The 25843-nt window shown below is 58.9% G+C and carries 24 protein-coding genes and 1 pseudogene; 19 read left to right on the forward strand and 6 right to left on the reverse strand.

What is annotated here, in order from left to right; genetic code table 11:
- Window positions 1–136 precede the first annotated feature (136 nt).
- The gene (locus PM3016_RS13210; RefSeq protein WP_014369824.1) at window positions 137–1510 is read right to left on the reverse strand and encodes an aminotransferase-like domain-containing protein; all 1374 of its coding nucleotides are present in this window, start codon (window positions 1508–1510) and stop codon (window positions 137–139) included.
- Window positions 1511–1645: 135 nt separating this feature from the next.
- On the opposite strand from PM3016_RS13210, the pseudogene PM3016_RS13215 reads away from it, so the two are divergent.
- Together PM3016_RS13215 and PM3016_RS38630 are read left to right on the forward strand one after the other, a co-directional pair.
- Window positions 1646–2676: pseudogene (locus PM3016_RS13215) on the forward strand (DMT family transporter).
- 80 nt (window positions 2677–2756) lie between these two features.
- Window positions 2757–2915 carry a hypothetical protein gene (locus PM3016_RS38630; protein ID WP_013916109.1) on the forward strand — a complete coding sequence of 53 codons (159 nt, stop codon included), beginning with the start codon at window positions 2757–2759 and terminating at the stop codon, window positions 2913–2915.
- Window positions 2916–3123: 208 nt separating this feature from the next.
- On the opposite strand, the gene PM3016_RS13220 is transcribed toward PM3016_RS38630, so the two are convergent.
- Window positions 3124–3534, reverse strand: a complete 411-nt coding sequence (locus tag PM3016_RS13220) for a DUF2203 domain-containing protein (RefSeq protein WP_014369826.1) — start codon at window positions 3532–3534, stop codon at window positions 3124–3126.
- A 371-nt stretch (window positions 3535–3905) separates the two neighbouring features.
- Window positions 3906–4748, reverse strand: coding sequence for a helix-turn-helix transcriptional regulator (locus PM3016_RS13225; RefSeq protein ID WP_014369827.1), 843 nt, complete (start codon window positions 4746–4748; stop codon window positions 3906–3908).
- Between the two features lie 174 nt (window positions 4749–4922).
- Between PM3016_RS13225 and PM3016_RS13230 the strand changes: the two genes are divergently transcribed.
- Both PM3016_RS13230 and PM3016_RS13235 read left to right on the forward strand, forming a co-directional pair.
- Complete coding sequence (locus PM3016_RS13230) at window positions 4923–5648, forward strand: SDR family NAD(P)-dependent oxidoreductase (protein WP_014369828.1); 726 nt, start codon at window positions 4923–4925, stop codon at window positions 5646–5648.
- A gap of 46 nt (window positions 5649–5694) precedes the next feature.
- Complete coding sequence (locus PM3016_RS13235) at window positions 5695–6372, forward strand: ThuA domain-containing protein (protein WP_014369829.1); 678 nt, start codon at window positions 5695–5697, stop codon at window positions 6370–6372.
- Window positions 6373–7459: 1087 nt separating this feature from the next.
- Here PM3016_RS13235 and PM3016_RS13240 read toward each other — a convergent pair.
- Window positions 7460–8278 carry a helix-turn-helix domain-containing protein gene (locus tag PM3016_RS13240; protein ID WP_014369831.1) on the reverse strand — a complete coding sequence of 273 codons (819 nt, stop codon included), beginning with the start codon at window positions 8276–8278 and terminating at the stop codon, window positions 7460–7462.
- Window positions 8279–8548: 270 nt separating this feature from the next.
- Here PM3016_RS13240 and PM3016_RS13245 point away from each other — a divergent pair, with 270 nt between their 5' ends.
- The 5 genes from PM3016_RS13245 (at window position 8549) to PM3016_RS13265 (ending at window position 12249) form a co-directional block, all read left to right on the forward strand.
- Window positions 8549–9358, forward strand: coding sequence for a phytanoyl-CoA dioxygenase family protein (locus PM3016_RS13245; protein WP_014369832.1), 810 nt, complete (start codon window positions 8549–8551; stop codon window positions 9356–9358).
- Window positions 9327–10250 carry a sugar phosphate isomerase/epimerase family protein gene (locus tag PM3016_RS13250; RefSeq protein WP_238540504.1) on the forward strand — a complete coding sequence of 308 codons (924 nt, stop codon included), beginning with the start codon at window positions 9327–9329 and terminating at the stop codon, window positions 10248–10250. Before PM3016_RS13245 ends, PM3016_RS13250 begins: the two co-directional genes overlap by 32 nt.
- Before the next feature lie 442 nt (window positions 10251–10692).
- Window positions 10693–11412 (forward strand): class I SAM-dependent methyltransferase, encoded by a 720-nt coding sequence (locus PM3016_RS13255; protein ID WP_238540505.1) that lies wholly within the window; start codon window positions 10693–10695, stop codon window positions 11410–11412.
- A 76-nt stretch (window positions 11413–11488) separates the two neighbouring features.
- Entirely contained in the window at window positions 11489–11668 is a 180-nt protein-coding gene (locus tag PM3016_RS13260; RefSeq protein ID WP_014369835.1) for a hypothetical protein, read from the forward strand.
- On the forward strand, window positions 11665–12249 hold the full coding sequence (locus PM3016_RS13265) for a class I SAM-dependent methyltransferase (RefSeq protein ID WP_014369836.1): 585 nt from the start codon (window positions 11665–11667) through the stop codon (window positions 12247–12249). Before PM3016_RS13260 ends, PM3016_RS13265 begins: the two co-directional genes overlap by 4 nt.
- Here the strand turns inward: PM3016_RS13265 and PM3016_RS13270 are convergent.
- Entirely contained in the window at window positions 12206–13150 is a 945-nt protein-coding gene (locus PM3016_RS13270; RefSeq protein ID WP_014369837.1) for a GNAT family N-acetyltransferase, read from the reverse strand. The genes PM3016_RS13265 and PM3016_RS13270 overlap by 44 nt on opposite strands.
- A 165-nt stretch (window positions 13151–13315) precedes the next feature.
- Here PM3016_RS13270 and PM3016_RS13275 point away from each other — a divergent pair, with 165 nt between their 5' ends.
- From PM3016_RS13275 to blaI, 10 genes are all read left to right on the forward strand, one after another.
- Complete coding sequence (locus PM3016_RS13275; protein ID WP_014369838.1) at window positions 13316–13597, forward strand: hypothetical protein; 282 nt, start codon at window positions 13316–13318, stop codon at window positions 13595–13597.
- Window positions 13598–13800: 203 nt separating this feature from the next.
- Window positions 13801–14763 carry an NAD-dependent epimerase/dehydratase family protein gene (locus tag PM3016_RS13280; protein ID WP_014369839.1) on the forward strand — a complete coding sequence of 321 codons (963 nt, stop codon included), beginning with the start codon at window positions 13801–13803 and terminating at the stop codon, window positions 14761–14763.
- A 56-nt stretch (window positions 14764–14819) separates the two neighbouring features.
- Complete coding sequence (locus PM3016_RS13285; RefSeq protein ID WP_014369840.1) at window positions 14820–16298, forward strand: multicopper oxidase family protein; 1479 nt, start codon at window positions 14820–14822, stop codon at window positions 16296–16298.
- Window positions 16299–16447: 149 nt separating this feature from the next.
- Window positions 16448–16843: a hypothetical protein gene (locus PM3016_RS13290; RefSeq protein WP_014369841.1), complete on the forward strand. Its 396-nt coding sequence runs from the start codon at window positions 16448–16450 to the stop codon at window positions 16841–16843.
- A gap of 113 nt (window positions 16844–16956) precedes the next feature.
- A complete protein-coding gene (locus PM3016_RS13295; RefSeq protein ID WP_014369842.1) occupies window positions 16957–18960 on the forward strand; it encodes a serine hydrolase domain-containing protein in 2004 nt (667 codons plus the stop codon).
- A gap of 70 nt (window positions 18961–19030) precedes the next feature.
- Entirely contained in the window at window positions 19031–19738 is a 708-nt protein-coding gene (locus PM3016_RS13300; protein ID WP_014369843.1) for a response regulator transcription factor, read from the forward strand.
- A 38-nt stretch (window positions 19739–19776) separates the two neighbouring features.
- Entirely contained in the window at window positions 19777–21117 is a 1341-nt protein-coding gene (locus PM3016_RS13305) for a HAMP domain-containing sensor histidine kinase (protein ID WP_014369844.1), read from the forward strand.
- A gap of 47 nt (window positions 21118–21164) precedes the next feature.
- Window positions 21165–22109, forward strand: a complete 945-nt coding sequence (gene bla, locus PM3016_RS13310) for a class A beta-lactamase (protein WP_014369845.1) — start codon at window positions 21165–21167, stop codon at window positions 22107–22109.
- 424 nt (window positions 22110–22533) lie between these two features.
- On the forward strand, window positions 22534–24333 hold the full coding sequence (locus PM3016_RS13315; protein WP_014369846.1) for a BlaR1 family beta-lactam sensor/signal transducer: 1800 nt from the start codon (window positions 22534–22536) through the stop codon (window positions 24331–24333).
- A 60-nt stretch (window positions 24334–24393) separates the two neighbouring features.
- Window positions 24394–24783 (forward strand): penicillinase repressor BlaI, encoded by a 390-nt coding sequence (gene blaI, locus PM3016_RS13320; protein ID WP_014369847.1) that lies wholly within the window; start codon window positions 24394–24396, stop codon window positions 24781–24783.
- A gap of 136 nt (window positions 24784–24919) precedes the next feature.
- Here the strand turns inward: blaI and PM3016_RS13325 are convergent, their stop codons facing one another.
- Complete coding sequence (locus PM3016_RS13325) at window positions 24920–25774, reverse strand: helix-turn-helix transcriptional regulator (protein WP_081484323.1); 855 nt, start codon at window positions 25772–25774, stop codon at window positions 24920–24922.
- Window positions 25775–25843: the final 69 nt, after the last annotated feature.

A 25843-nucleotide genomic window follows, 5' to 3' on the forward strand; every position in this document is an offset into this window, starting at 1 on the left:
GCGAACCCAGATGGCTGCTGCCATGCGGGTCTTCCGCCTGAACCCCACGCACCACGCACCAATCCATCGAGGCTGCCTTCGGGCAGCCTTCGTTATTTTTGTTATACTTTGTTGTTTGCTGTCGAATTACAAGGCTCTAGGTGCTAAGCCCCTTGGCTGTGTGCAGAGGACTTCCGGATATCTCCTCCGCGATCAGCTCCACCCCCCGTTCGATCTCGTCCGCCTTCACCTGCGATACGTTCAGTTTGAGAAGAGGATCCCGGGGAAAGCCCTCCAGATAATGCTGATCCATCGGCCCGATCAGCACGGACCGGCGGGCGAGCCGGGCGGCCAGCCGGGGGACGTCGATCCCGGGATGCAGCTCCAGATGCGTGTGGATCATGGGTGCCGGAGCCGGACGGAACGCTGCTCGATCCCCCAGCTGCCCGGCAGCTCTCTGCAGGCTGTCTTGGAGCAGACGGGCTTTCTCCGCATAGGAACGGGAGAGCCGCTGCTTGTGACGCCCGAACATGCCGCTCTTCAAGTAGATTTCGAGCGCCGCCTGCGACAGCATGGAGGTGTCGATATCCTGCAGTTTCTTGTGCCTGGAGAACACTTCGGCGAGTGCCGGCGGCAGGACCGCGATGCCCAGGCGCAGGCCCGGGAACAGGATCTTGGCGAAGCTTTTGAGATAGATCACGCGCCTCGAAGGATCATGGGCGAAGAGAGGATCGGCCCGGCGGTTCTCCTCGAAGTCCGCCATATAATCATCCTCGACAAGGTAGACATCATGCTTCGCGGCGAGCCTCACGATCTGTTTTTTCTGATCCTCGGTGTAGGAGCACCCGAGCGGATTGTGAAAGCGGGGCATCGTGTAGAAGAACTTGATCTCTCCTCCGCGGAAGAGGCGCTCCAGCTCTTCCATATCGATCCCCTCCGCTGTACGGCGGATGCCCCGGGCCGGTACGCCATAGGTTTGAAGGTAACGAACCATGAGATGGTAGCCGGGCTGCTCGATCAGGACGGTGCGGCGGCCGCCGGGGAACGGCATGGCGGCCAGCAGGGACAGCGCCTGCTGAACGCCGGAGGTGACGAAGAGGCGGTCCGTCTCCGTGAATATCTGGGAGGAAGCAAGCAGACTGCGGACCACACGCAGCAGCGAGGGCAAGCCCTGGGGCGTACCGTAGACGAACAGGTCGTTCTTGTAGGTTTCGATGGCCTTGTTGATGCAGTGCTGAAAGTCGAGATACGGAAAAAGCTCCGGGTCCGGGGCGGCGGCGATGAAGTCGAGCACCCCGGTACGGGTATCCTCCGAGGCCGCCCGGCTGCGGACGACGTAGTAGCCGCTTTTGGGCACGGCGTAGATGCGATGCTGCCGTTCGAGCTCCTGCAGGGTGCGGATGATCGTGCTCTTGCTGCATTCATAGCGCTGGGCCAGCGTACGGATCGAGGGCAGCTTGCCGCCCTCCCGGAGCGGAAGGGTCTCGATCAGCCCTTCGATTTCGTTCGCCAATTCCATGTATTTCAGCATGCGGTTCACCTCCCGGGTTCATCTGTACCGGTACAGATTTAGTATTTGCCATATTGTACCACGCTGGGGATCGGGTTACGATAGGTCTCGACAGAACCTGGAAAGACACTCAGGCAGAAACGGAGGGGCAGCTTGATGATGCACATGGAGAATAAGGGCAGGACAAGGGAAGAGGGGGCCCGGAAGGCCGACGGCACCCGTCAGCAGAAGAACAACGAGGCCTCGCGTGACCGCGGGCAAACAGCGGCATATCTGGCGGCCGTCGGTAATGCGGTGATTATCGGCTTCTCGTTCCTCTTCGTGAAGATTGCACTGGACACCGCACACCCGCTCGATACACTGGCCCACCGGTTCACGGCTTCTTTCGCCGTCCTGGCGCTGGCCGCGGCCTTCGGATGGATCCGCGTGAAGCTCCGTCCCCGGGAGATGGCCGCCTTGCTGCCGCTGGCGCTGCTGTACCCGTCGCTGTTCTTTGCCTTCCAGGCCTTCGGGCTGGCTTACAGCTCTTCGTCGGAAGCGGGTATCATCCATGCGACCGTCCCGATCTTCACGGCACTGCTGGCGGCTGCGGTGCTCAAGGAATATGCAGGCGTACGGCAGATCCTGTTCATTCTCCTGTCGGCGGCGGGCGTGGTCTACATCTTCGTGATGAAGGGGGCGGCCATCGGATCGGGAGCCCTGCTCGGGACGGTACTGATCCTGGTCTCCGCCGGCTGTATGGCGGCTTACAGCGTGCTTGCCCGGCGGATGACGCGGCGCTTCACGGTGATGGAGATGACCTTCGCCATGACGCTGATCGGCTTTTTATTTTTAATGGCATGTCCGTGATCCGCCACTTGCTGGCCGGGACGCTCCCGGCTTACTTCGAGCCGCTGGGCAGCCTGCCGTTCCTCGGTTCCGTGCTGTACCTCGGCATCCTCTCGTCGATGGTGACCGCCATGCTCAACAACTACGCGCTGTCGAAGCTTGAAGCGTCGAAGGCCGGGGTGTTCACCCACCTCTCCACCTTGGTGACGATGGCTGCAGGAGCGCTTCTGCTCGGCGAGCAGCTGTTCTATTATCATTTCGTCGGCGCGGCGCTGATCGTGCTCGGGGTCGTGGGCACGAACCTGCCGGGCAGCCAAAAAAAGCCGGTGTCAAGCGCGGGCCGCAGCATGATAAGGTAGATTTTTCCGGAACGGGGTATAGAAAAGCCTTCCTGTGGAATGATAACGATGTTGTTGTCATTTTCAGGAAGGAGGTGCTTATGATGGCAAACCAGCGGAATCAAGTGTCCAAGGCGGACGTGCAGTCCACGGAGCTGAACAAGCTGCCTGTCGAGGGCGAGAACGATACGGAATTCTCCGCAGAGGAAGCGGCTGAGGTGTTCTCCGAAAACCAGAATGCGAACAACAATCAGCAGTAATCTGCGCTGGAGTATGGCGGGGGCGGGTAACAGCGGCCCCGCTGTGTTCGGATGAAATACATCACTATAACGGCTGCAGGGTACACGAAACAGCCCGCGTTCCCCGTAAGATGGGGGATCCGCGGGCTGTTTTTTTTGATAAAACAGACACCCAAAAAGCCGAATGATTCGATCATACACAGGCTCCTGCAATGTACATCTATTCCTATTAGGCGTCCGGAAAAGGCTTGCGGCCCGCGAATCCGTCATGCCAGCCATGGTAGTGCGTGATGCGCTCCTCGCCTTCCTTCCAGCAGATGAGCACCTCTTCGCCGTCCACAACGGCAGGGAAGTCGATCAGTCCGGGCTTGATCATCTTGAGCAGCACGCCCTGGCGCGTGAAGTTCTCGATGAAAAGCTCCGCTTCGATCCGCAGGAAGTCGAGCCGTCCCTCCATCTCGAAGAACGGGTCACCGCCCTCCTGGCCGGCGGGCTGCAGCAAGTATTCAGCCTTGGCCTGCTTCAGTTCCTGGTAGAGTCCCTCGAACTGCTTCACGAGCTCCTGCAGCTTGGCCAAATCTTCCCGGAGCCGGGGCAGCATCGCATTGGCTTCCTCCAGAGTAAATCTTCTGTTGTTCACCGCATATCACTCCTTATCCTTCAAGTGTACTAAATCCGGGGCCGGATTGTCACGCTGAGGATGGAAGGGTCATGGATGGCAGGGCCGGCTGCCGTACGGATTACCGGAAGTGCCGGAGCGGAGGGGAGGGGCGGGTGTAAGCGGAGAAGAGGGAATGGAAGGATGGCCCAAATGATGTAAGCGCCGGTCAGGTGGAGCGAAGGGGGAAGGGCCGGGTGAAAGAAGCGGGAGCGGAGACCCAAAGAAGACCTCGCATAGAAACGGATACCCCTGCACGCCAAACAGGCTGCCATGAGACAGCCTGGAATCACGTTCGCGGGTATGTACATGGCGGCTTGACGGAGTCCCATGCCCTTTTATTATGGGAGCGGCTAGACCCCTCCGGATTTCCGCCGGTATTCCTTGGGCGCATAGCCGAACGTCTTTTTGAACATGCGGGAGAAAATGAGCTGGTCGCTGTACCCTACGGAATACGAGATTTCCTTGATCGACAGGGAGCCCTGCATGAGCTCGCGGGCTTTCTCCATCCGGTAGCGGCAGAGATACTGCTGGGGCGGGACGCCGACGGCAGTCTTGAAGAGGCTCGCGATATATTTGCGGCTCAACCCGAGCGCGTGGGCCATGTCCTCGATGGAGACGGACCACGAGTAGTTCGTTTCGATAAAATCGAGCGCCTGGGCGACGTAATAGGACTTGATGGAGCTGCGGTTCGGGTCAACCGGGCCGGCCTGGATCGCATCGAGCAGAGCCGCGAGGAAGGTGTAAAGGGCCGCCGTCAGGCGGAGCGGCCGGCTGAAGCTGTCCGGATTCCGGTCCGCTTCGATCATGGCCTGCAGGCTCTGGCGGGTCGGGCCGTCCGGCGGACAGGTGAACAGCGGGCTTTCGTAAGAAAGGCCGGCCTGCTCAAGATACAGAGGCACCGCTTCGCCGTTGAACGCCACCCACGATAACTTCCACGGATCGTGTGCATCGGCCTCGTAATCATAGAGCTCGCCGGGCACCAGGAAGAATCCGTCTCCCGCCGACCGCGGGTATTCCGCTGCTGCGGTGCGGAAGGTTCCCCGGCCGCTGTGGATGTAGAAGATTTTGTAATGATCCTTGACGCCGGGCCCCCAGGTCTGTCCGCTCTCGCATGCTTCCGTGCCGGCATAGTAGAATTTGATATCCTGGCAGGAATTGACGGTGTGTTTAATCCTCGGATGACGGGATTGCATGGGCTTCGTGCTCCTCTCTGGTTCCATTGTTGAATGCGCATACAGTCCATGACATTATACTATATTTGTCGTCCATTGGGTTATGTTCGCAGAAGCTTCCGTATTTTACGATGAGAGGGAACATGGCGGCTGAGCCGCTCTAACTTTATAAAACGAAAACGGAGCGTGAGCGTCATGGCAGAGCACCGGAGGGTTTGCGTCACGGGAACGGACAGAGGCGTAGGGCTGGCACTGACGGAATCGCTGCTGCACGCAGGGTGTACTGTATTTGCGGGCGGGATCTCCAGGGAGAATCCCGAGATGGACCGGCTGAAGGAGGCGTTTCCGCAGACGCTGCATGCGTTCTACCTTGATGTGGGCAGCGACGAGAGTGTACGGGAAGCGGGAGCGCTGATCCGCAGCCGGACGGATGCTCTGGATGTGCTGATCAATAATGCGGCGCTGCTCGGGGATACTTCGGTACCGATCGAGGGGGAGCTTGATTTTGACGAGATGCTGCGGGTGTATGATGTCTCGGCCCTCGGGGCGATCCGGATGTCGAACGCCTTGATCGGTCCGCTGATGAACGGCGGCAAGCTCATCGTGAACATCTCCTCGGAAGCGGGCAGCATCACCCAGAGCTACCGGGAAGCGTGGTTCGGCTACTGTATGGCTAAGAGCGCGTTGAACATGGGATCGACGATCATTCATAACCGTATACGGCGTAACGGCGGGCGCGTGCTGCTGTTCCACCCCGGGTGGGTGAAGACCTACATGAGCGGAACATGGAACGATGCGGGCACCTACACTCCGCAGGAGGCGGCAGAGAACATCCTGCGGCGGATCGACGAGTACGGGAGCGAGATCCGGGAGCAGCCGATCTATATCGAAGCGGACACCGGCAGAGAGCTGCCTTGGTAGCAGCAGGAAGGCAAGCTGAACTGAACCTATGGGAGGCGAATGAAGAATGGCGGAGAAAAAGAAAGCTATGCTACTTGGCGATTATACGGATGCCCCTTGGCATCCCCTGGAGCCTGCGCGCGCGGAACTCGAAGCGATTCTGGGCGAAGCGTTCGAGCTGACGGCGACGGAGGACTATGACGTCCTGCTCCGGCTGCAGACGGAGGCGGGCGGCTATCCGCTCTGCATCGCCTACACGGACTGCTGGAACCGGGAGCTGACCAAGGCGCAGACCGCCGGCCTGCTCCGGTACGTGGCGGGCGGGGGCGGCCTGCTCGTGATCCACAACGGCATCTCGCTGCAGTGCAGCTACGAGCTGCTGCAGATGATCGGGGCCGAGTTCACCGGCCATCCGCCGTATCAGAAGCTGCGGTATTCCCGCACGGCGGAAGGGGAAGGGCATCCGCTGCTGGAAGGCGTAGAGGACTTCGAGCTCGACGAGGAGCCGTACCTGTTCGAGCCGGATCCGTTCGTCGAGCGGAGGATCTTCCTCGAATTCGAATTCGAGGGCAAGCGGCTGCCCGCCGGCTGGGAACACGACTACGGCCTCGGCCGGGTGGTGTATCTGCAGCCGGGGCACCACGCGCCGTCGTTCCGGCCGGAGCCGTACCGGCGGCTGATCCGCAACAGCGCAAGCTGGGCGGCGGCCGGCCGGGTGGTGAGCGGGCGTGAACGCGGGCGGTGAGGCCGGGTGGTGAGCCCGCGGGGTGAGCGGGCGTGAACGCGGGCGATGAGGCCGGGTGGTGAGCCCGTGGGGTGAGCGGGCGGTGAGGCCGGGAGAGGTGGAGCCGGGCGGTTGTAAGGCTAATCCGCCCCCTTCTCATCACGACCGACAACTGGCGACCGACACCCGACAACACGACCCGCCTGAGTCACACATCTGATCTGGGCCTGCATTATGAAATAGCGGAACTGAAATGCGCTATTCGAGTATTTCCCATCATTTCCCGAAGAATAACGGAACTCAGATTCCTTATGCTGCCCTAATACGGAGGATGCCCGCTCAATCCCATGGAATAGCGCATCTGAGTTCCTCTATTCCTCTGAGGGAGACTCTTATTCATGCAATAAGGCATCTGAGTTCCTCTATTGCCTAAGTGCCAGTGGGCAAGCACCTGGAAGTTGGCACCGCCGGCAGCTGTACCAAATGTCCAGCAGTGAACAGCTCTACCCGGATTTCCAAATGGGATCCGGGTAGAGCTGTTTGCATGGGGCGGGCACCGGAGCACTACGATGCTTAGGATGCAGCGCGGCTGGAGCTTATATCGCTTTGCCTGCATGGCGTATTAGCGGTGCCTTTGTAACCCGCCCCGCTGCCCGGCGGTGACGGCAAAGGCGGAAGTCGGCTGCCTATGCCAGGTCCAGGTCTTGTGCTGCGTCCGCTGCCACCCCGGCCGAAGGAACGTCAATGAGGCTTTGGCCGGCGAGGAAGCACTCACTGTATCCGCCGGTTCCTCAGGCTGCACCTATTGTCGCTCTACAGTCACTCCCACCTCAGCGCGGTTGCAGCCGCTCCGTCCCTCGCATTTGCGCCGTGTCCGGCCCGCTTCCTCACTCATTCCCGACCCACCGCCTTGCCAGCCTCCGGCACGGTTGCGGTCTTTGCTACGTCCCTCGCTCGCGCCCCGTGCCCAGCCTGCAGCCTTCGCTGCTGCAACTCAGTATTCGCGCCTCACTCATCCCCGTTCCACCGCCCCGCCCGCCTCCGGCACGGCTGCAGCCTTCGCCGCTCCGCCCCCGTTCCGCTGTCTTACTCCGCTTCGCACAATCTTTTACACACTCGTTCCACTCTCCCTGCTCTTGTACGTGCTCGGGTTCACCCCGTAAGCCCGGCGGAACTGCGCCGCAAAGTGGTGGTAGTTCTGGTACCCCACGTCCTGCGAGACCTCCAGCGCAGTGCGGTCGGTGTGGCGGAGCAGCAGGGCGGCCTGCTGGACCCGCATGCGGTTCAGCGTCTCGATGATCGAGACCCCGGTCTCGGCCTTGAACAGGTGCGACAGCCGGGAGGGCGACAGGCCGGCGGTCCGGGCGGCCTCTTCAATCCGCACCCCCTCGCGCAGCCGGGAGGACAGCAGGTGAAGCACCGAGCGGATGCGCGGATCCATCCCGCGGTTCATGGACTGGGCGAGCAGCAGCAGAATCTCGCGGATCGCCTGCTCGCACAGCTCCTGCCAGTACGCATTCCGCTCGACGGAGTCGGTCAGGATGCGCCGGAAAGCCCGATAGATCCGCCGTCCCGCGGGATTGTCGCTCACCTGATGCAGGAGGAGGGGGGCGGCCGGAAGCATGCCGGTTTCCCCGATGCGCTCCGAGAAGTGAACCCACATGAACTCCCACCGGCCGCCCTTCACAGTCCCATACTTGTGGGGGGTGTCCGGCTTCAAGAGCACGAGGTCGCCCCGGCGGCAGTGGAGCTCCCCTTCCGGCGTCTCATAGTACCCTTCACCATCCAGGGTATAGGTGAGCAGCCAATCTTTTCTGCCTGCGGGGCGGGAGGTGACATAACGGTCCCCTTCATCAAAATGCCCGGCAATCACCGTCCCGCCGGCCTCCTCCGGCGTTAGTGAGGGCGGCTCCAAATGCTTCGGCACAGCAGCATCAGCTCCTTGTAAGGTCCCTGCGCGAATACAGGAACGGGTCATACTTGGTAGAACCCATCATACTACCTGCGATACAAAAGAACCAGTCCCCAAATGCCGTATGCAGTATCTTTGCAGCAATGAGAACTAATTCACAGCATAATCGTGATACCTTTCAGCAGGATTGTTGCTTGGAGCGCCGCCCCCTCTGCCGTAAGATGGAAGCATGGAAGCGATCTTCAGCATCCATCCCACCCATTCCTGCCAAGGAGGAGAGAGTCCGTGCCACAACTGCTTAAATCACTAACCCCCGAGCAAAAAGAACACTTTGACACCGAGGGCTATCTGATCGTCAAAGGCCTGTTTACCGAGGAGGAGCTGACCGAGATCGACCGTACCTTCGAGGAGATCGGCAGCCGGGCGGTTCCCGGTTACTTTGAACCGAATCTGCAGGCGGGAACCGCCGATCCGCTCTCCCGTTACCCAAGAGTGATGCACCCCCACAGGTTCAATGAGACGGCACGCCGGTATCTGCTGCACCCACCGGTGCTGGCAGTCCTCGAGGATCTGTACGGGGAGGAGGCGCTCGCGGCCCAGAGCATGTTCTACTACAAGCCGCCGGGCTCCAGGGGGCAGGCGCTGCACCAGGACAATTTTTACCTGAAGGTGGAACCCGGCAACTGCATTGCCGCATGGACGGCGGTCGACGCGGCCGATGAAGAGAACGGAGGCCTGCTCGTGGTGCCGAAGACCAGCGGGCACGAGATCGTATGCCCCGAGCTTGCCGACGAGAGCGAGTCCTTCACGAAGCACCTCGTCAAAGTACCGCCGGGCCTCAAGGCCGTTCCGGCCGTGATGGACAAGGGCGATGTGCTCTTTTTCAACGGAAACCTTATCCACGGCTCCTATCGGAACAAGTCCAAGGACCGCTTCCGCCGGGCATTCATCTGCCACTATGCACCGGCTTCGCTGGCGAAGATCGCCACGCATTACCGGCCCCTGCTTCGGGCGGATGGTACGCCGGTGGATGCCGAAACCAGCATGGATGGGGGGCCCTGCGGTGTTGAATTCGACGCGCTCTATCCGCACTGAGGACCGGCCGAAGCTGGAGGTTCACATGTCGTGGTGGGGCATGAACGGACAGCAGATCACAGGGGAAAATCCGTCGGACGAAGAGAAAATCCGGCTTATCGCGGAGGCGGGCTTTGACGGAGTGAACGGTTTTCTGCCGGAGTCCGGTGATGCCGGGACATGGAAGGAGCTGCTGAATGGCCACGGCCTGTCATTCAGCGTGAATGCATACCCGGCCTCCGTTCCGGAGCTGGAAGCGTTCATGCAGCGGGCGGCTGCGTACGACGGTGAGATCGGGCATGTGAATGTTCAGGTCATGACGCCGTTCCTGACCGGCGCCCCTGCCGTGGAGCTGCTGGAAGGACTGCAGGCACCGGCCGGGGTCTACGGGATCCCGGTTTGCATCGAGACCCACAGGGGGACGATCACGCAGGACCTGCTGCGGACGGTGGAGTATGTCCGGGCCATCGAGAGCCTGCGGCTGACGGTCGACTTCTCCCACTACGTGACCGCAGGCGAGATGCGTACGGTATCCCCTGAAGCCGAAGCGCTGCTGGGAACGCTGCTTACGCGCACTTCGGCAATTCACGGCCGGATCTCGAACGGGGAGCAGATTCAGATCGACCCGGGCGAGCATGGAGAGCATGAGGCGGTGGAGCATTTTGTCCGCTGGTGGAAGCGGGGGATGGAGCACTGGGTGCAGTCTGCGGGCAGGGAGGACGTCCTGCCGTTCGTCTGCGAGCTGGGGCCGCCCCCCTATGCGATCACGCGGGATGAGGCTGCAGGCAGAACCGAGGAGCTCGGGGACCGTTGGTCGCAGTCGCTGTGGCTGGCACGGACGGCCCGCCGCTTGTGGGAGGAGGCTCGCCAGGTAACTGACAGTGCACTGATACCAGATGAGAAGCTGCAGTGAGGGATATGTGAGTTGGATGCATGCAAGGGCTGCTGTTCAGCAGGCCCTTTTTTTACTTAAAATTGAAGTTTCGGGGGACTTATTAGCTGGGAAAGAGATGGAATGGATCGTAGATTACGAGGTTGGATTTCCCAAGGAACTCGAGCCGTAGTGCGGTGCGGTGTGACCTGTGCAGAAAAGCCGAAGCGATGGCGAAGGCAATCCGTCCGGAGATCAACATCCGGTCGCCGCGGCCGGAAGCGATGGAGAGGATTTTAAGGAAGCGGGATAAGAAAGAGCAGCATACGAAGCTATCGGAATCGTACGAAGCTATGACGATGCCGGTACCGGTGCGTCGGCAACTTCACTTTTTGTCAGAGAGTCCGTCCAACTTATTCCTGAATATGGTAAAATGGCCAAAGGTGCAGAGAGAAGCAGCAGACAGGGGTGGAAACAAGGGGGTATGGAAAGATTGGACATCGAGCGAATCAACCACATTCGGATCAAGGAAAAAGAATATCACGATGACTGTTACGACAACGTGAAGCTGTTCCAGGCGGGCTCCTGGCTGCAGAAGCCGGTCAAGTCGGTGATGGAGGCGTTGGGGCACTGCCGTCCGTCCGAAAACCTGCAGCTGCTCGATCTGGGGTGCGGCGTCGGCCGAAACAGCATTCCGCTCGCGGAGCGGATGGGCCGCGGGGGCGGGAAGATCGTCTGTGTGGATCTGCTGCCGTCGGCGATCAGCCATCTGAACCGATATGCGGCACAATACGGTGTGGCGGACCGGATCGAAGGGGTGGTGTCCGATATCAGGAACTACCGGATTCCCCCTGACGCGTTCGATTATATGTTCTCCGTGTCGGCCCTCGAACACCTGGAAACCCAAGCGGCCTTCGATGGAGTCTTGACGGGCATGATGGAGGGCACGCGGGCCGGGGGAGTACACTGCCTGCTGATTAACGCGAATATCACAGAAACCGCGGTGGATACGGGAGAGTCCCTCGATCCCATGTTCGAGCTGCTGTTCGAAACGGATGAGCTGCTCGCCAGGCTCTCGGTCCGGTATCACGGGTGGCGGGTGCTTCAGCAAACGGTCAAGTCCTTCGTGATGAGAATCAAGCGGGATGGCCGGCCTGTGAAGCTGGGCACGGACGTGGTGACTTGGGCAGTACAAAAAATATGACGGGCCGCCCGGAGGTAAGGATGGATCCGCAATCTCCGCAGCGAACCCCAAGGTCCGCACGCATACGGAGGAGCCGATGTACGCTCCGAAGCTGACGGCGGAGGCGGCTGATTTACGCATCAAGAAGGGGATCGTGACCTTTCGATTTCGAGGAACGCGGAAACTTCTCCCTGCGGCCGAAGAAACCGGGAATCAATCGACCGTGTATGGGGAGATGGACGTGGGGCAGGTTCGCTATGAGGAGGGGTTCGGGTGACTGAAGACCTGAGGATTGTCGTGGGGGCCGGGGCCGTCTGCAATAATCCGGACTGGATTCATACACAGGAAGAAGAGCTAAGCCTGCTGAACAGGGAGCAGTGGGCCCCCAGGTTCAGGGAGGGCTCTATCACCGCCATACTGGCGGAGCATGTCTGGGAGCATTTGACCTACGATGAGGGAGTCCAGGCAGCCCGGCTGTGTTACGACTATCTGAAGCCGGGAGGGTATATCCGCTGTGCCGTACCGGACAGGTGGTTTCCGAACGACGATTACCAGCGGACCGTTCAGGTGGGAGGACCGGGCCCGAAGGAGCATCCGGCCGCTTCCCACAAGATCGTCCATACCTGCCGGTCGCTGCAGAGCCTGTTCGCATCGGCCGGGTTCGAAGTGGAGCTCCTGGAGTATTGTGATGAGTCGGGCCGGTTCCATGCGCGGGACTGGGATGAGACGAAGGGATTCATTTACCGGACCCGGCGGTTCGACCACCGGAACCGGGATGGGGCCTTGAGGTTCGTGTCGCTGCTGGTTGATGCGGTCAAGCCGGAGAGCCCGGCTGGATGGTCTTCTCCGCAACGGTAACCTCATAGACGGCTCTCATGCCGGCCTTCTCATACAGCCGGAAGGCGCCGGACGGGTTCGAGGTGTCCACGCCGAGGGAGATATTCGGCTGTCCGGCGGCATAGGCCTTGAGGAAGGCGGTCTGCAGCAGAGCCAGGCCGAGTCCTTGACCTCGGAAGGAACGGAGGACACCGATCTGGTTGAGGTACAGCGTATCCTCTCGCATCCGGCCGAGCGCAAAGCCGGCAATGTCACCATCGCGCCCGCGGGCGATAAGCCACCATTCGGGACGGAAGGAGGGGCGGCCGATCTGCTCCGCCCAAGTGTCAAAACCGGGAACGGCGAAGTCCCAATGGTCGGCGAAGGCTTCGATATACGCAGCGTAGAGATCCTGTTCGTCAACTCCCGGGAGAAACGGTGCCAGGGTAATGCCTGCAGGCAGATCCGGCGCAGCAGGGGCGGCTTCCAGGCGGATGCTCATCCGCTTGAACAGCCGGACGGGGACGAAGCCGCGGGTCCGAAGCAGGGTTTGAGCGTCCTCCCGAAGCGTAGGAACGACGTTCTGGAGGCGCTTATCCCGGCCGGATGCCGACGCGAGCTCATCGGCGCGGGATTCGATCGCCGTGAGAAGGGCCGTACCCACGCCCGTCCCCCGGGCGGAGGGCAGGACGAAGCCATAGCTGAACAGCTTCTCTTCGCTGTCTTCCTCGAGGAAGGCGTAACCGACGATCTGGCCCCCGGCGTTCTCGGCGACCCAGACATTGTGCTGGAGATCGAAGCCGGACCACATGTCGAGCAGCTCGCCAAGATCAAAATCGGGCGACCCGAAATCCTCCACGTCGCAGGCGATGACAAGATCGCAGACGACCGCGGCATCTTCGGGCTTCGGGCGGCGGAGGCGAATAGGGTAAGGTGTCATCATCAGTTGAGATCTCCATTCTTTTTGACTTGAGCGGCGACTGGATCGGATATTGCTTTTATTCAGGCTATCGCAGCGATTGGCCGGATGTCTATTATACCAAAGTATAATCTGCATGAATGGACCGCCTGTACTTATACAAGGCCCATACTCAAGGGGGTACCCGGGATGAACAGGGTCATGATCGTTCTTCTTCATATCATTGCCGGGGGCCTGCTCGCGCCCTTCTGGCTGTTCTTCGGCATTGCCGCATACCTCACGAACTGCTCCCTGGTCGGCTATTCGATGGATTATCTGGTGCCCTTCTTATTTGCCGGTCCTCTGCTGGCAGGGCTCTGCAGCTGGGTGTTATTCAAGCGCAAAGGCTGGGATTACCGCTTGGCTGCGGTCGTGTTCATGCTGGTGACCATCTGTGTGACGTTCCTGATCCCTTTGCTGGAGCAGAAATGATTAGAAGGTGAAGGAAGAAAAAACCTCATTCCATCGTCCGACGCGAGATTCGCTCGGCAGCAAGGAGCGTTTTTCCGAAACGAAATCGCACCGTTTGACCGGGAAGCATAAATTTACAAAATAGTTATTGACTAATCACTAACTGCGTTGTATGATGAAATCAAGTTAGTGATTGATCAATCACAAAAATCAAAGGAGAGATGATGGATATGAAAAAAGCAATGGTAGTGGGCGCAACGGGCGGAACGGGAGCCGTTATTACGGCGGAGCTGGTCAAACGGGGAGTACCGACAACAGCGTTCGGCCGTTCCCGTCAGAAGCTGGAGGAGCTCGCGGCTCAGCTGGGAAGCCCCGCGCACTTAAGCTTGGCGGTCGGCGACGCCTTCAAGCCGGATGATGTTGCGGCCGCTGCGAAAGATGCGGATGTGCTGTTCCACTGCGCGAATGTTCCTTACCACGAAATGGAGAGCAAATTGATTCCGCTCGGCGAATCCATCATGGAAGCGGCGAACCGGCTGGGCCTGAAAGTAGCTGCCATCGACGGAATCTATCCATACGGAAGAAGGCAGATGAGCCGAGTGACCGAGGACCACCCGAAACAGCCCCATACGAAGAAAGGAAAGGTCCGCCTTGCCTTTGAACAGATGATCTTCAGCAGCCGCTGGAACAACGTACGCCCCCTGATCGCCCGGCTGCCGGACTATTACGGACCGACCGCAAACCAAGCTTCCTATCTGGGCGGCACACTTGAAGCCATCGCCGCGGGCAAACCCGCCTTTTTCATCGGCAGTATGACGGTTCCCCGTGAGTATGTATATCTGCCGGACGCGGCCATTATGGTTGTCGAGCTTGCGGGACGCGACGAGGCGTACGGGCAGAACTGGAACATTCCCGGCTCGGATATCATTTCCGGGCGGGAGATCGTTCGGATCGCCCAGCAGGCCAGCGGAACGAAGAAACCCGTGATTCCGCTGGGCAGGGTCGGATTGTCGCTGCTCGGGCTGTTTGTCCCCGTCATGAAGGAAGTGGTCGAGATGCTATATTTAACGGAAGAGCCCCTGCGGCTTAGCGGAGACAAATATCAGCGCCACATCGGAACGATTCCGGCTACCAGGCCGGCGGACGGGATTGCAGCAACGATTCGTGCACTGCAGAAGAGCAAGTAAACCTATTTTTATCTCAAGCGAAGTTATTGATCAATCACTAATAAGGAGTGGCGGGAATGCGCAGACTCGGCTGGAAAAGGAAGATCGGCTTTGCCGTGCTGGGCCTGGCTCTATTGCTGGGTGCGGTGATCGGAACCTACTTTTGGCAAATACGAATGCAGAAGCCTTACGAAGTGAATATGGGCGGGTCACATCATATGGAAGAGGGGGCAGCCCATGACCATGGATCTGTGCAAGCCTCGGCGGCGAATCAAGTCATGCCGGGGGGAAGGTCTTGCGCAGCCATAACAGAGGACGCAGGCAATGAGGCTGTCCGTGAGTTTCGGCTCACGGCGGCGCAGACCGTCAAGGAGTTGGAGAACGGCACAACGGAGCAGGTGTGGGCATTCAACGGCTCCATCCCCGGCCCGGAGATTCGAGTGACGGAAGGAGAACGGGTACGCGTCATTTTGGATAATAAGGACATTCGCGAAGGGGTGACCGTTCATTGGCACGGCATTGTGCTTCCTTGCTCCCAGGATGGCGTAGCCGGAGTCACTCAGGATGCGGTTAACCCGGGGGAGCAGTTTACGTATGAATTCATAGCGGATTCTCCCGGAACGTACTGGTACCACTCCCATCAGGCCAGTTCCGAGCAGGTCAAAAAAGGGCTGCTGGGTCCGCTGATTGTGGAGCCGAAGGAAGAGGCATTCGACTATGATCGGGAGATGACCCTCCTCATCCAGGAGCTGAACGGGGTCTATCGGATGAACGGCTCGGCGCGGGTCCTGCCTGTTGAGGCGGCCCCCGGCGAAACGCTCCGGCTGAGGATGATTCAGGCCGCGAACGAAACGGAGACCTTCAGCGTGAACGGGGCCTCTTACCGGATCCTGGCGATGGACGGTCATGATTTGAACGCCCCGGGGGTGCTCGATCATCACAAGTTTCGGATGGGAGCCGGGCAGCGTTATGACCTTCTTCTGCAGATGCCGCAGAACGGCAAGGTTGTCATCGCGAGTGAATCCGGTTTGCAGGTGATTTTGGGGACGGGAAGTGACCCGGTGATCCGTTCTGACCACGCTTTATTCACATGGACGGACTATGGCGTCCCCGACCCGGGTGCTCCTGTCGCGGACCTGCCTGTGGACCATTCCCACACCTTGACGCTGGATCAGAATCTGTTCATCAACTCGATCAACGGCAAGAGCTTTCACGAAATTCCGCCGATTATCGTGAATGAAGGTGACAGGGTAAAGCTCACGATTACGAATATAGGAGGCGGCGATCATCCCTTTCATCTGCACGGCCACAGGTTCCAGGTACTGAGCCGGAATGGCATGCCACTTAGCGGAAGTCCTGTCTATCTCGATACCCTGTTAACCCAGCAGGATGAAACCTTCGAGATCTATGTCAAAGCGGATAATCCGGGGCTGTGGATGATGCACTGTCATAATCTGATGCATGCCTCGATGGGGATGAGCATGATGCTGAATTATGAAGGCGTAACGACGCCTTACAGGGTCGGGACGAAATCCGGGAATTTGCCGGACCTGTAATGTGACTAAGGGGATCCAGGCTGCCGGCATTCGGCAGCCCTTACTCGTTTGGACAGGCAGTGCAACCTGCGGGGAGATGAAAGCGTCTATGGCCATTGAGGGATCGTAATCCGTGGATACCCAACCTGAAATGGCAAGGAGAATGAAGCATGGCGGACATCCAACTCAATCTATTGAACAAGACAGACGGCCCGTGGACCTTTGTGCTGTTTCGGAAAGCGGCGGACGGGAGCCCGTTTTCCGACCATCCGATTGCCTGGTACGTACTTCCCTTAAGTGCTGGACAGGCAAAAACCATATCTTATTCCATACAGACATCGCTTGGGGTAGATACAGCCGTTCAGCCAGGCGACGGCGCACAGGCTCAGCCGGAAGCGAAACTGTACGTAATGTACACCAATGAGCTACAACCAGGCGAAGAGCTTCCCCCGTTCGAGGAATCCAATGCAGCCGAGATCAACCTGACGGGTCTGACCGGCGCAGATATTACCCTTGAAGTCTTCCCTGGTGAAAAGCGCTGGCACGTGGTCACTCACCCAACCTGATGAGGTCGGTTCATTGCCACATTTCACATTCCATTAAGGTTGTGTAGAGCTTGCATTAAGTTTGCTCCGTTATGCTGGTCCCTGTTACGAGAGTGAAGTGGAGGGAGCAAACAATGATGGAATTGAAAATGATCCGCTGCACGGCCGCTGTCCTGGCCTTCACCCTGCTTGGCGGAGCGGCTCTGCCGCCGGAAAGATCGGCCGCAGGGCCTGCGGCGGGACCGCTGAGCGCAGCCGAAGCGGAGCGGTTTGCCGACACGTTCTTCGGACGGCCCGAAGTCAAGGAGCAGCTGGCCGGCGCGGTCATCACAGTGGTGAAAGACGATGAGGTACTGCTGAAGAAAGGCTACGGCTACGCAGACGTCCTGCAGAAGCAGCCGGTCGATCCGGAGGAGACGGTGTTCCGCGTCGCTTCCATCTCCAAGGTCATTACCGCTACCGCCGTAATGCAGCTGGCCGAGCAGGGGAAGATCGACTTGAACGGGGACGTATCCCCTTACCTTGGAGATCTGCAGATACCCAACGAGACAGGGACGCCGCTGACGATGAGGGATCTGCTTACCAACTCGACCGGATTCGAGTACGGGGATACCCCGGCTACGAGTACGACGGACCTGACCCTTGAAATTCCTCTTCGGCAGTATGTGAAGGACTATGCGCCGGCGGTAACCCGCCAACCGGGTGCCTTCTTCCGGTACGATAACCTCGGCTTCACGATCCAGGGCTATGCGGTCGAGCACGTATCGGGCCGTCCGTTCGGCGAATATGTCCGCGAGCGTATCTTTCAGCCCCTCGGCATGGTGCACTCGGAGTTCAGGCTGACGCCGCAGATCCGGGAGCGGCTGGCCGTGCCGTACAGCGGACTTGGCGAAGCGATAACCCCCTATGCGACGGTACCCACGGAGCTCCCGGGCGGAGGAATGCTGTCCACAGGCGCGGACATGGCGCACTTCATGATGGCCCACTTGGGAGGCGGCAGCCTTGGGACGGCGAGGATTCTGAAGGCCGAAACAGTGTCTGAGATGCTAAAACCACAGCTGGCGATCCATCCCAAGCTGCCCAACATGGCCTACGGATTCGAATTCTCCAATCAGCAGATCTATAACGGACAGTACGTTGTAGAGAAGAGCGGAGACGAGGAAGGGTATCATTCCGCCCTGTGGCTGCTCCCCATGCAGAAGGTCGGCGTGTTCGTCGCGGTCAACAAGGACATGGAGCTCCGCAAAGAGCTGTTTGAATCGTTTATGGACCGATTTTATCCCGGCGGTGAGAGCTCGCCAGCCGGGGGGACGTTCCAACCAACACAGCCGTCACTGGAGCGGTTCGCAGGGATGTACGGTGATCTCCGCAACCGGATGTGGACGACCCGCATTCGCACGGAGGAGGGCAGGCTGATCGTCCGGGATCCGCTTGGCGAGCATGTCCTCTATCCCGTCGAGCCGCTGCTGTTCCGGGACGAGCAGGGGGTTCGGGCCGCTTTCAAGATGAACGGCCGCGGTGAGGTGACGGCCTTCTACTCTGACGCCAAGTCCGACAGCTGGGCCCAAAAGCTGCCCGAGCCGCAGCCCTATACCGATGTGGGAGCGGATCATCCGTATGCGGGCTATATCGGTCATCTGCGGCAGCTTGGGGTGTTCCCAGGTGAGAAAGACGGCGGGGAACTGTTTCATCCCGACAGGCCGATCACCCGGGGAGAGTTCGCCGCTTGGTTGATGGGCTGGTCCGGTATCGCATCCTCTAGGAAAGAACCTGTCTTCGGGGACACAGCCGGCAGTGCATATCGGGAACAGATTCAGGCCGCCTATGAGTTCGGTCTTATCGACGGCACGGATGGCGCGGCCTTCCATCCCGACCGGCCCATCACCAGGCAGGAAGCGGCGGTCATGACCTGGCGGCTGGCTCGCAGGTACCTGCACGCTGTACCGAAGGAAGCGAGACTGAGCGGGAAGACCGATGCCTGGGCGCTGGAGGGAGTCCGTTTTGTGGCGGCCAAAGGGCTATACGGTCCCGAAGCGATCCCGGATGCCGACGGTTCGCTCGATTATCAGTCGAAGCGGCCCATGCTGCGGAAGGAAGCGGCGGCGTTATTGTCACGGTTTGCGGATCACCTGCTTTGAGTATCACATACTGGTCCTCCCCGTTGTGCACTGTCAAGGGGAGGACTCCTGCCGTATAAGGGGGGAGAAGATGAAGACCATCCTGATTATTGACGACGAGCAGGAAATCCGGGAACTGCTCGGTATTTATCTCAAGAACCTGGGTTATGTCACACTGGAAGCATCGAATGGAGCCGAAGCGCTCCGGATCTTCAGCAAAGAAGGGGCCGACCTGATCATCGCCGATATTATGATGCCGGAGATGGATGGATTCGAGCTGCTCCGAGCGATGCGTTCCGCATCAAATATCCCGTTCCTTTTTATCTCCGCCAAGTCGGATGACATGGATAAAATCTACGGGCTTCAGCTGGGGGCGGACGACTATGTCGGCAAGCCTTTCAATCCGCTGGAAGTAGTCAGCCGGGTACAGGCGCTGTTCCGGCGGGTCGAAGCGTACCGGCGGCAGGAGGGGGAGGAGTGTAACTGCCTCGACATCGGAGATCTGCGGCTGGATGAGATGGGCTGCAGGCTCTATAAGCACGGGGTTCCGGTGGACATGACCTCCTATGAGTTCAGGATCCTCGCTCTGCTCATGAAGAACGCGGGCCGGGTGATGACGAAGGCGCAGCTCTACGAGCAGGTGTGGGGAGAAGAGTACATCGGAGATGAAAATTTGATTATGGTCTACATCAGCAAAATCCGTGAGAAGATTGAGGCGAATCCAAGGAAGCCGGATTATCTTACGACGATCAGGGGGCTCGGCTACCGTTTTGAACAAAGTAGATCAGCCGGCCGATAAGCGGCCGCTGAAGCGGCTTTTTTTTTCGTCACTACCTGATGATCTGCGGACTGCTCCTCGGAACGATCTTCGTCTCACTCCTGGCCGCCGACCTCCTGATGAACCGGGTATTCGACACCTCGCCGGACTTCACGAAAATTCACATCGCGGACCTGTACGATCCGGCGGCGGGGAGCATTCGCAGGGAGCTGCTGGAGGAATACGGCGGGTGGATCGAGCTTGTGAATCCGTCGGGAGAGATCGTCCTTACCCAAGGCGTCAAAGGGGACAACATCGACAGCTACAGCAGGGAGGAGCTGTACGCGAAGCTGGATGTTCTGCGCAATGAGGAGTCGGTATACTATCATGCATACCCTGTAAAGGGGCCGCAAGGTGAGCCTTATGTGCTCCTGTGGAAGATTCCCGAGCCCTGGTGGGATATTTCGCTGGCGCTCGGGATCTTTGGCGTGCTGTTCGTTGCGTTCCTGTTCGTCGCCCTCTATTATTACACCCGCTTCTCCGTCCGGCAGGTCAAAAAGCCCATCCAGCAGATCGTGGAGGGCATCCGCGAGATGGAGCGGCTCAATTACAACAAGCGGCTCGAGTTCTCGGCGGAGCAGGAATTTGCAGAGATCCGCGAAGCCTTCAACGCTATGGCTCAGCGTCTGCAGCGCACCTCTGCCGAGCGGGATGCGGCGGAGACCAACAAAAGAAACATGCTGCTCCACCTGTCGCACGATCTCAAGACCCCGGTAACCTCCGTCTTCGGATATTCGAAGCTGCTTATGGACAACCGGGAGCTGGAGCAAGGGCAGCAGGAGAAATACATCCGGTATATTCACGACAAATCCTCGTATATGGCTAAGCTGATTCAGGATCTGTTCGAGCTGGCGAAGCTGGATGATCCCCGGCTGAAGCTCAAGAAGGAAAAGGTGAACCTTCCGGTGTGGTTTCAGGCGCTGGTGGCGGAGTTTTATCCGGACATGGAAGCGCGGGGCTTCGTGCTGGAGGCGCAGATTGAGGAGACTCCGCTCTTCGTTCTGCTGGACCAGGTGCACATGAACCGTGTGGTGACCAACCTCATCGGCAACGCGATGAAGTATAATCCGCCGGGGACCGTGCTGTATGTATCCTGCAGGAAAAAGGGAGACCGGGCGGAGGTCTGTATCGGGGACAGCGGGGCAGGGCTGCAGGAGGATGTCAGGGACCGTCTGTTCGATGAGTTTATCCGCCCTGCGGGCCCGGGGAAAGACGGAACGGGACTGGGCCTGGCCATCTGCCAAAAAATCATCGCGCTGCACGAGGGTACGATTGAGTTGGAAGCCCATGCGGACTATGCGACCTTGTTCCGGATCAGCCTGCCCTGCGGGAATTTTGACAACGGAAGATTACAAGTGTAGTATTGTATTACACGTGTAATCTAATATGAAATGAGGTTTGGATCCCTATGAATCCATCGCATGATCGTGTCCTACCCGTAAGGCTCGCTGTTCTTCTTCTTTGTGTTATGCTTCTTCTCTTGACAGGCTGCATGAAGGGGGCCGCACCGGCTGCTGCTCCTCCGGATGCGGCGGTTCCGGCGGATGACGAGGCTTCCGCCAAGCAGCCCTTTGCGCAGCTGGAGAGTGAGTACAAAGCCCGTCTCGGCGTATACGCGGTGGATACGGGTACAGGGCGGACCATAGAGTACCGGCCGGATGAACGATTCGCGTACGCATCCACCTTCAAAGCGCTGGCCTGCGGCGCGGTGCTGAAGGCGAAACCGTTGGAGGGACTCGAGGACCGCGTAACCTACACCAGCGGGGAGCTTGTGACCTATTCGCCGGTTACGGAGAAGCACGTAAGTACGGGAATGACCCTGAGAGAATTGTGTGATGCGGCCATCCGCTACAGCGATAATACGGCCGGGAACCTGCTGTTGAAGCAGCTGGGAGGGCCCAAAGGCTTCGAGGCTGCATTGAAGGAAGCCGGCGATGCCGTTACGAAAGCGGAGCGTTACGAGACTGAACTGAATGAAGCCGTACCCGGGGACGACCGGGATACGAGCACGCCCCGGGCGCTGGCAAGCTCACTGCGGGCCTTCACGCTGGGCGATGCGCTCTCCGCGGACAAGCGTGATGTCCTCACGGATTGGCTGCGGAGGAACACAACGGGGGGCGAGCTGATCCGGGCCGCTGTGCCCGAAGGCTGGGTGGTCGGCGATAAGACCGGGGCGGGCAGCTATGGAACGCGCAACGATATCGCAGTGATCTGGCCGCCGGATGGCGCTCCGCCGATCGTGATGGCGGTCTTATCGAGCCGCGATACCAAGGATGCGGCCTACGACAATGCCCTGATTGCCAAAGCAGCGAAAGCGGCGCTCGATGCTTTGAAGCCGCCGGGGAACAAGTGAGTCGACTGATGTTTCCCATCAGATAACGGTGCAGCGCCGCGCGTTCCGGCGGCTGCCGTCGCGTATGTGATGTTTTGCATCACATACGGCGTTCACGGCGCCTACGCGGCCGGTTATCTGATGTTTCCCATCAGATAACGGTGCTGCACCGCGCGTTCCGGCGACTGCCGCCTTGTATGTGATGTTTTGCATCACATAGGGCGTTCACGGCGCCTACGCGGCCGGTTATCTGATGTTTCCCATCAGATAATCGTGCAGCGCCGCGCGTTCCGGCGGCTGCCGTCGCGTATGTGATGTTTTGCATCACATACGGCGCTCCGGGCGCCTAAGCGGCCGGTTATCTGATGTTTCCCATCAGATAACCGCTCAGCACCTCGCGTTCCGGCAGCTCCCGCCTTGAGCACCCATAAAAAGGAGGCCGGTCATGATCCTTTCCGTGCTGCTGACAGGCTTAATCCTGTCTTCGATTACGGCAGCCCTATTGATGCTGGTCAAAAAGCTCTTTCGCAAGCAGCTGACGGCAGCATGGCATTATCGCCTGTGGTTTTTGCTGATGATCGCGCTGGCGATCCCCTGGGTGCCCGCGGACGTTTGGGTGGCCGCGACTCATCCGCTGGCCCCCCCGAGCAGTGCCTTGTATGATGCGGCCGCCTCGACGATCAGCGGATCCGGGGACGCAGGGGCCGGAACGGCGGGCTGGCTGCAGGATTTTACCGAATCGGTCCACCGTTCCACTCCTGACGCTATGGATACCCTGGCCTCCAGTGTCTGGCTTGCCGGGACGTCGGTCCTGGGCCTGCTGACGCTGCAGGCTTGGCTGAAGATCCGCAGCATGACCCGAACGTTCCGCAGCGTAGAGCATCCGGAAGTGCGGAGCCTGTTCGAACAGTGCAAACAGAGATTGAAGATCTCCGGTACAGTGACAGCCGTCGAATCGCCGCTGGTGAAGTCCCCGATGCTGCTCGGGATTTGGCGGACCTACGTGGTCCTGCCGGAAGGTTTTTCAGAAACGTATTCGATGGAGGAATGCAGGTATGTGTTCCTGCACGAGCTTAGTCATTACAAGAGCAAAGACCACCTGACGAATGGGCTGGTCATCCTCTTCCAGCTGTTGTACTGGTACCAGCCGCTCGTGTGGATCGCATTCCGCAGGATGAGGCTGGACCGCGAGTTGGCCTGCGACACCGCTGTGCTGCAGCTGCTGGACGAGCCGGATTACGCCGAGTATGGCAGGGCCCTTATCCATTTGGCAAGCGGGCTTTCCCGCCCGGTGGCTTACGCAGGGGCAAGTCCTTTCACCAGCTCCAAGGGGCAGATCCGCAGGCGGATCCAATGGATCGCCGCTTACAAGGCTGAATCCGGACGGTTGAGACGGAGCAGCCTCCTTCTTTTCTCGCTCGTCGGTGTCTTGGTGGCCGGGCAGACGCAGGTCGCCGCTGTGCTGGGCCGGGAGGACGACAGAACCTACTATTTTGCTAGCGAGCGGACGGTGAACGAGGATTGGAGTGCGTATTTCGGCGGGTATGAGGGAAGCTTCGTGCTGTACGATACGCAGGCGGACAAGTACCTGATCCATAACCGGGAGCAGAGCACTTGGAGAATCTCGCCCGATTCCACTTACAAAATCTACAGTGCTTTATTCGGCCTGGATTCGGGCGTTATCACGGGGGAACATTCGGACATTCCATGGAACGGCGAGCCCTCCCCCTATGAAGCGTGGAACCAGGACCAGAACGTGTACACAGCGATCAAAGGGTCGGTGAGCTGGTACTTCAGGGAGCTGGACCGGCAGGTAGGAGAGGACCGGCTGCGGGCATACCTCAAGCGCATAGGGTATGGCAATACGGATCTGTCCGGCGGGCTGGGGCGGCATTGGCTGGAGTCTTCCCTGAAGATCTCGCCGGTGGAGCAGGTGCAGCTGTTGAAAGCATTGTACACCAACGGTTTCGGATTCCAGCCGGACCATATCGGGACCGTCAAAGAGGCCATGAAACTGGCGGAAAGGGATGGGGCCCGGCTGTACGGCAAGACAGGAACAGGCGCGGTCAATGGCAGGGAGATCAGCGGCTGGTTTGTCGGCTGTGTGGAGAGTAGGGGGAATGCCTATTTTTTTGCAGCTCACATCCAGAATAAGGACCACGCGAACGGAAGTACGGCGGCTGAGATGACCTTGTCCATTCTGAAGGATCAGGGGATCTTTCCAGCCCCTGAAGCGTCCGATTGACAACGGCGTGGAGCGGCGGTAGCATGGGATTACATATGTCATCCGTAAGGGGGGATGGGGATGCCGGGCCAAGTACCCAGTATCTCGGAGGCGGAATGGGAAGTCATGAATGTGCTTTGGGAGAGGGCTCCGCAGACGGCGAACGAGGTCATTGCCTGCCTGCAGGAAAGAACGGATTGGAAGCCGAAGACCACCCGCACGCTCCTCGACCGCCTCGTCAAAAAAGAAGTGGTCGGTGTCGATCAAAACCAGAAGGTGTATACCTTTTATCCGTTATACTCCCAGAGTGAATGCCAGCTTGCGGAGGCGCAGTCGTTCCTCAAGCGCATCTACGGCGGTACCTTGAAGTCCATGCTGGTGCAGTTCATCGAAGAGCAGCCCATGTCCGAAGAGGAGATGAAGGAGCTGCATACGATTCTTCAGGAAAAGTCCGGAACCCCCAAGCGATAGCCTTTAGGACAAAAGGTAAAGGACAGGCTCGGCTGTCCCTGAGCGCTGTAGCAGACTCTATCGGGAATCCATATCCATAGCACAATAACCAGGGAGCAGAACGCCGCACGGCAGCTGCTCCCTTCTTCATACCCCTTTACGTCTTTCGAGATAGTCTTTTGAGCTTTTCAGCAGTATCGGTGCCCTTAGCGGGCATATGGAGTACCATTTGCAATTCCGGTGAATCCATGACTTGAAACGCAAGATACTCGAAACTCATTTTCCCCATAAGGGGATGGTATATGATTTTATGCCCGTCGGGAGCATAGAGAACATCCTGGCGGTCCCACATTTCCTTAAATATAGGGCTGCTCATGCTTAATTCGGTAATTTGCTCCTGCCACCAGGCATCCCCGACATGCTGGCCATACCCCGCACGGAACTGCGCCAGACAATGCACTGCCGCCTCCTCCCAATGCTCTCCTTTCAGCTTGCGAAATTCAGGGGACGCAAAGGTTATCCAAACCAAATTCCGCTGGCGTTCACCCTTATACAGATAATCACCATACACATCGCTGAATGCTTCATTCCACCCAACAATGTTCATGCGTTGGTCCAGGATGTAAGCAGGCGTTGTCTCCAATTGGTCAAGCAAGCTCTGTAGGATCGGGCTCACCGCAGGGAGAGGCTGTTTCACTTCCGTAGGGTCATGAAGATGCGCAAGGGTGAACAGGTGCCTTCGTTCATTGGGGCTTAAATGAAGTACCCGTGCCAGACTTCCCAGGACTTCGGATGATACCTGAATCGCTCTGCCTTGTTCAAGATACGTATACCACTCCAGGCTCATGCCGGCCAGCATGGCCACTTCTCCGCGTCTTAGACCGGGCGTTCGGCGCCTGCTTCCCCGTGGGATTCCAATTTCTTCGGGCGATATCCGTTCTCGCCGTTTCCGCAAAAAGGACCCGAGCTCATGATGTCGATCGATATTCAAGAGGTTCGAGCCTCCCCTCATTCGTTAAGATAGTAGTATTGATCCTAGGGTAATCATACCCCTCGCTGCCATTTGATATTGATTATACAT

Source organism: Paenibacillus mucilaginosus 3016 (assembly GCF_000250655.1).
GTDB classification, from domain to species: domain Bacteria; phylum Bacillota; class Bacilli; order Paenibacillales; family NBRC-103111; genus Paenibacillus_G; species Paenibacillus_G mucilaginosus.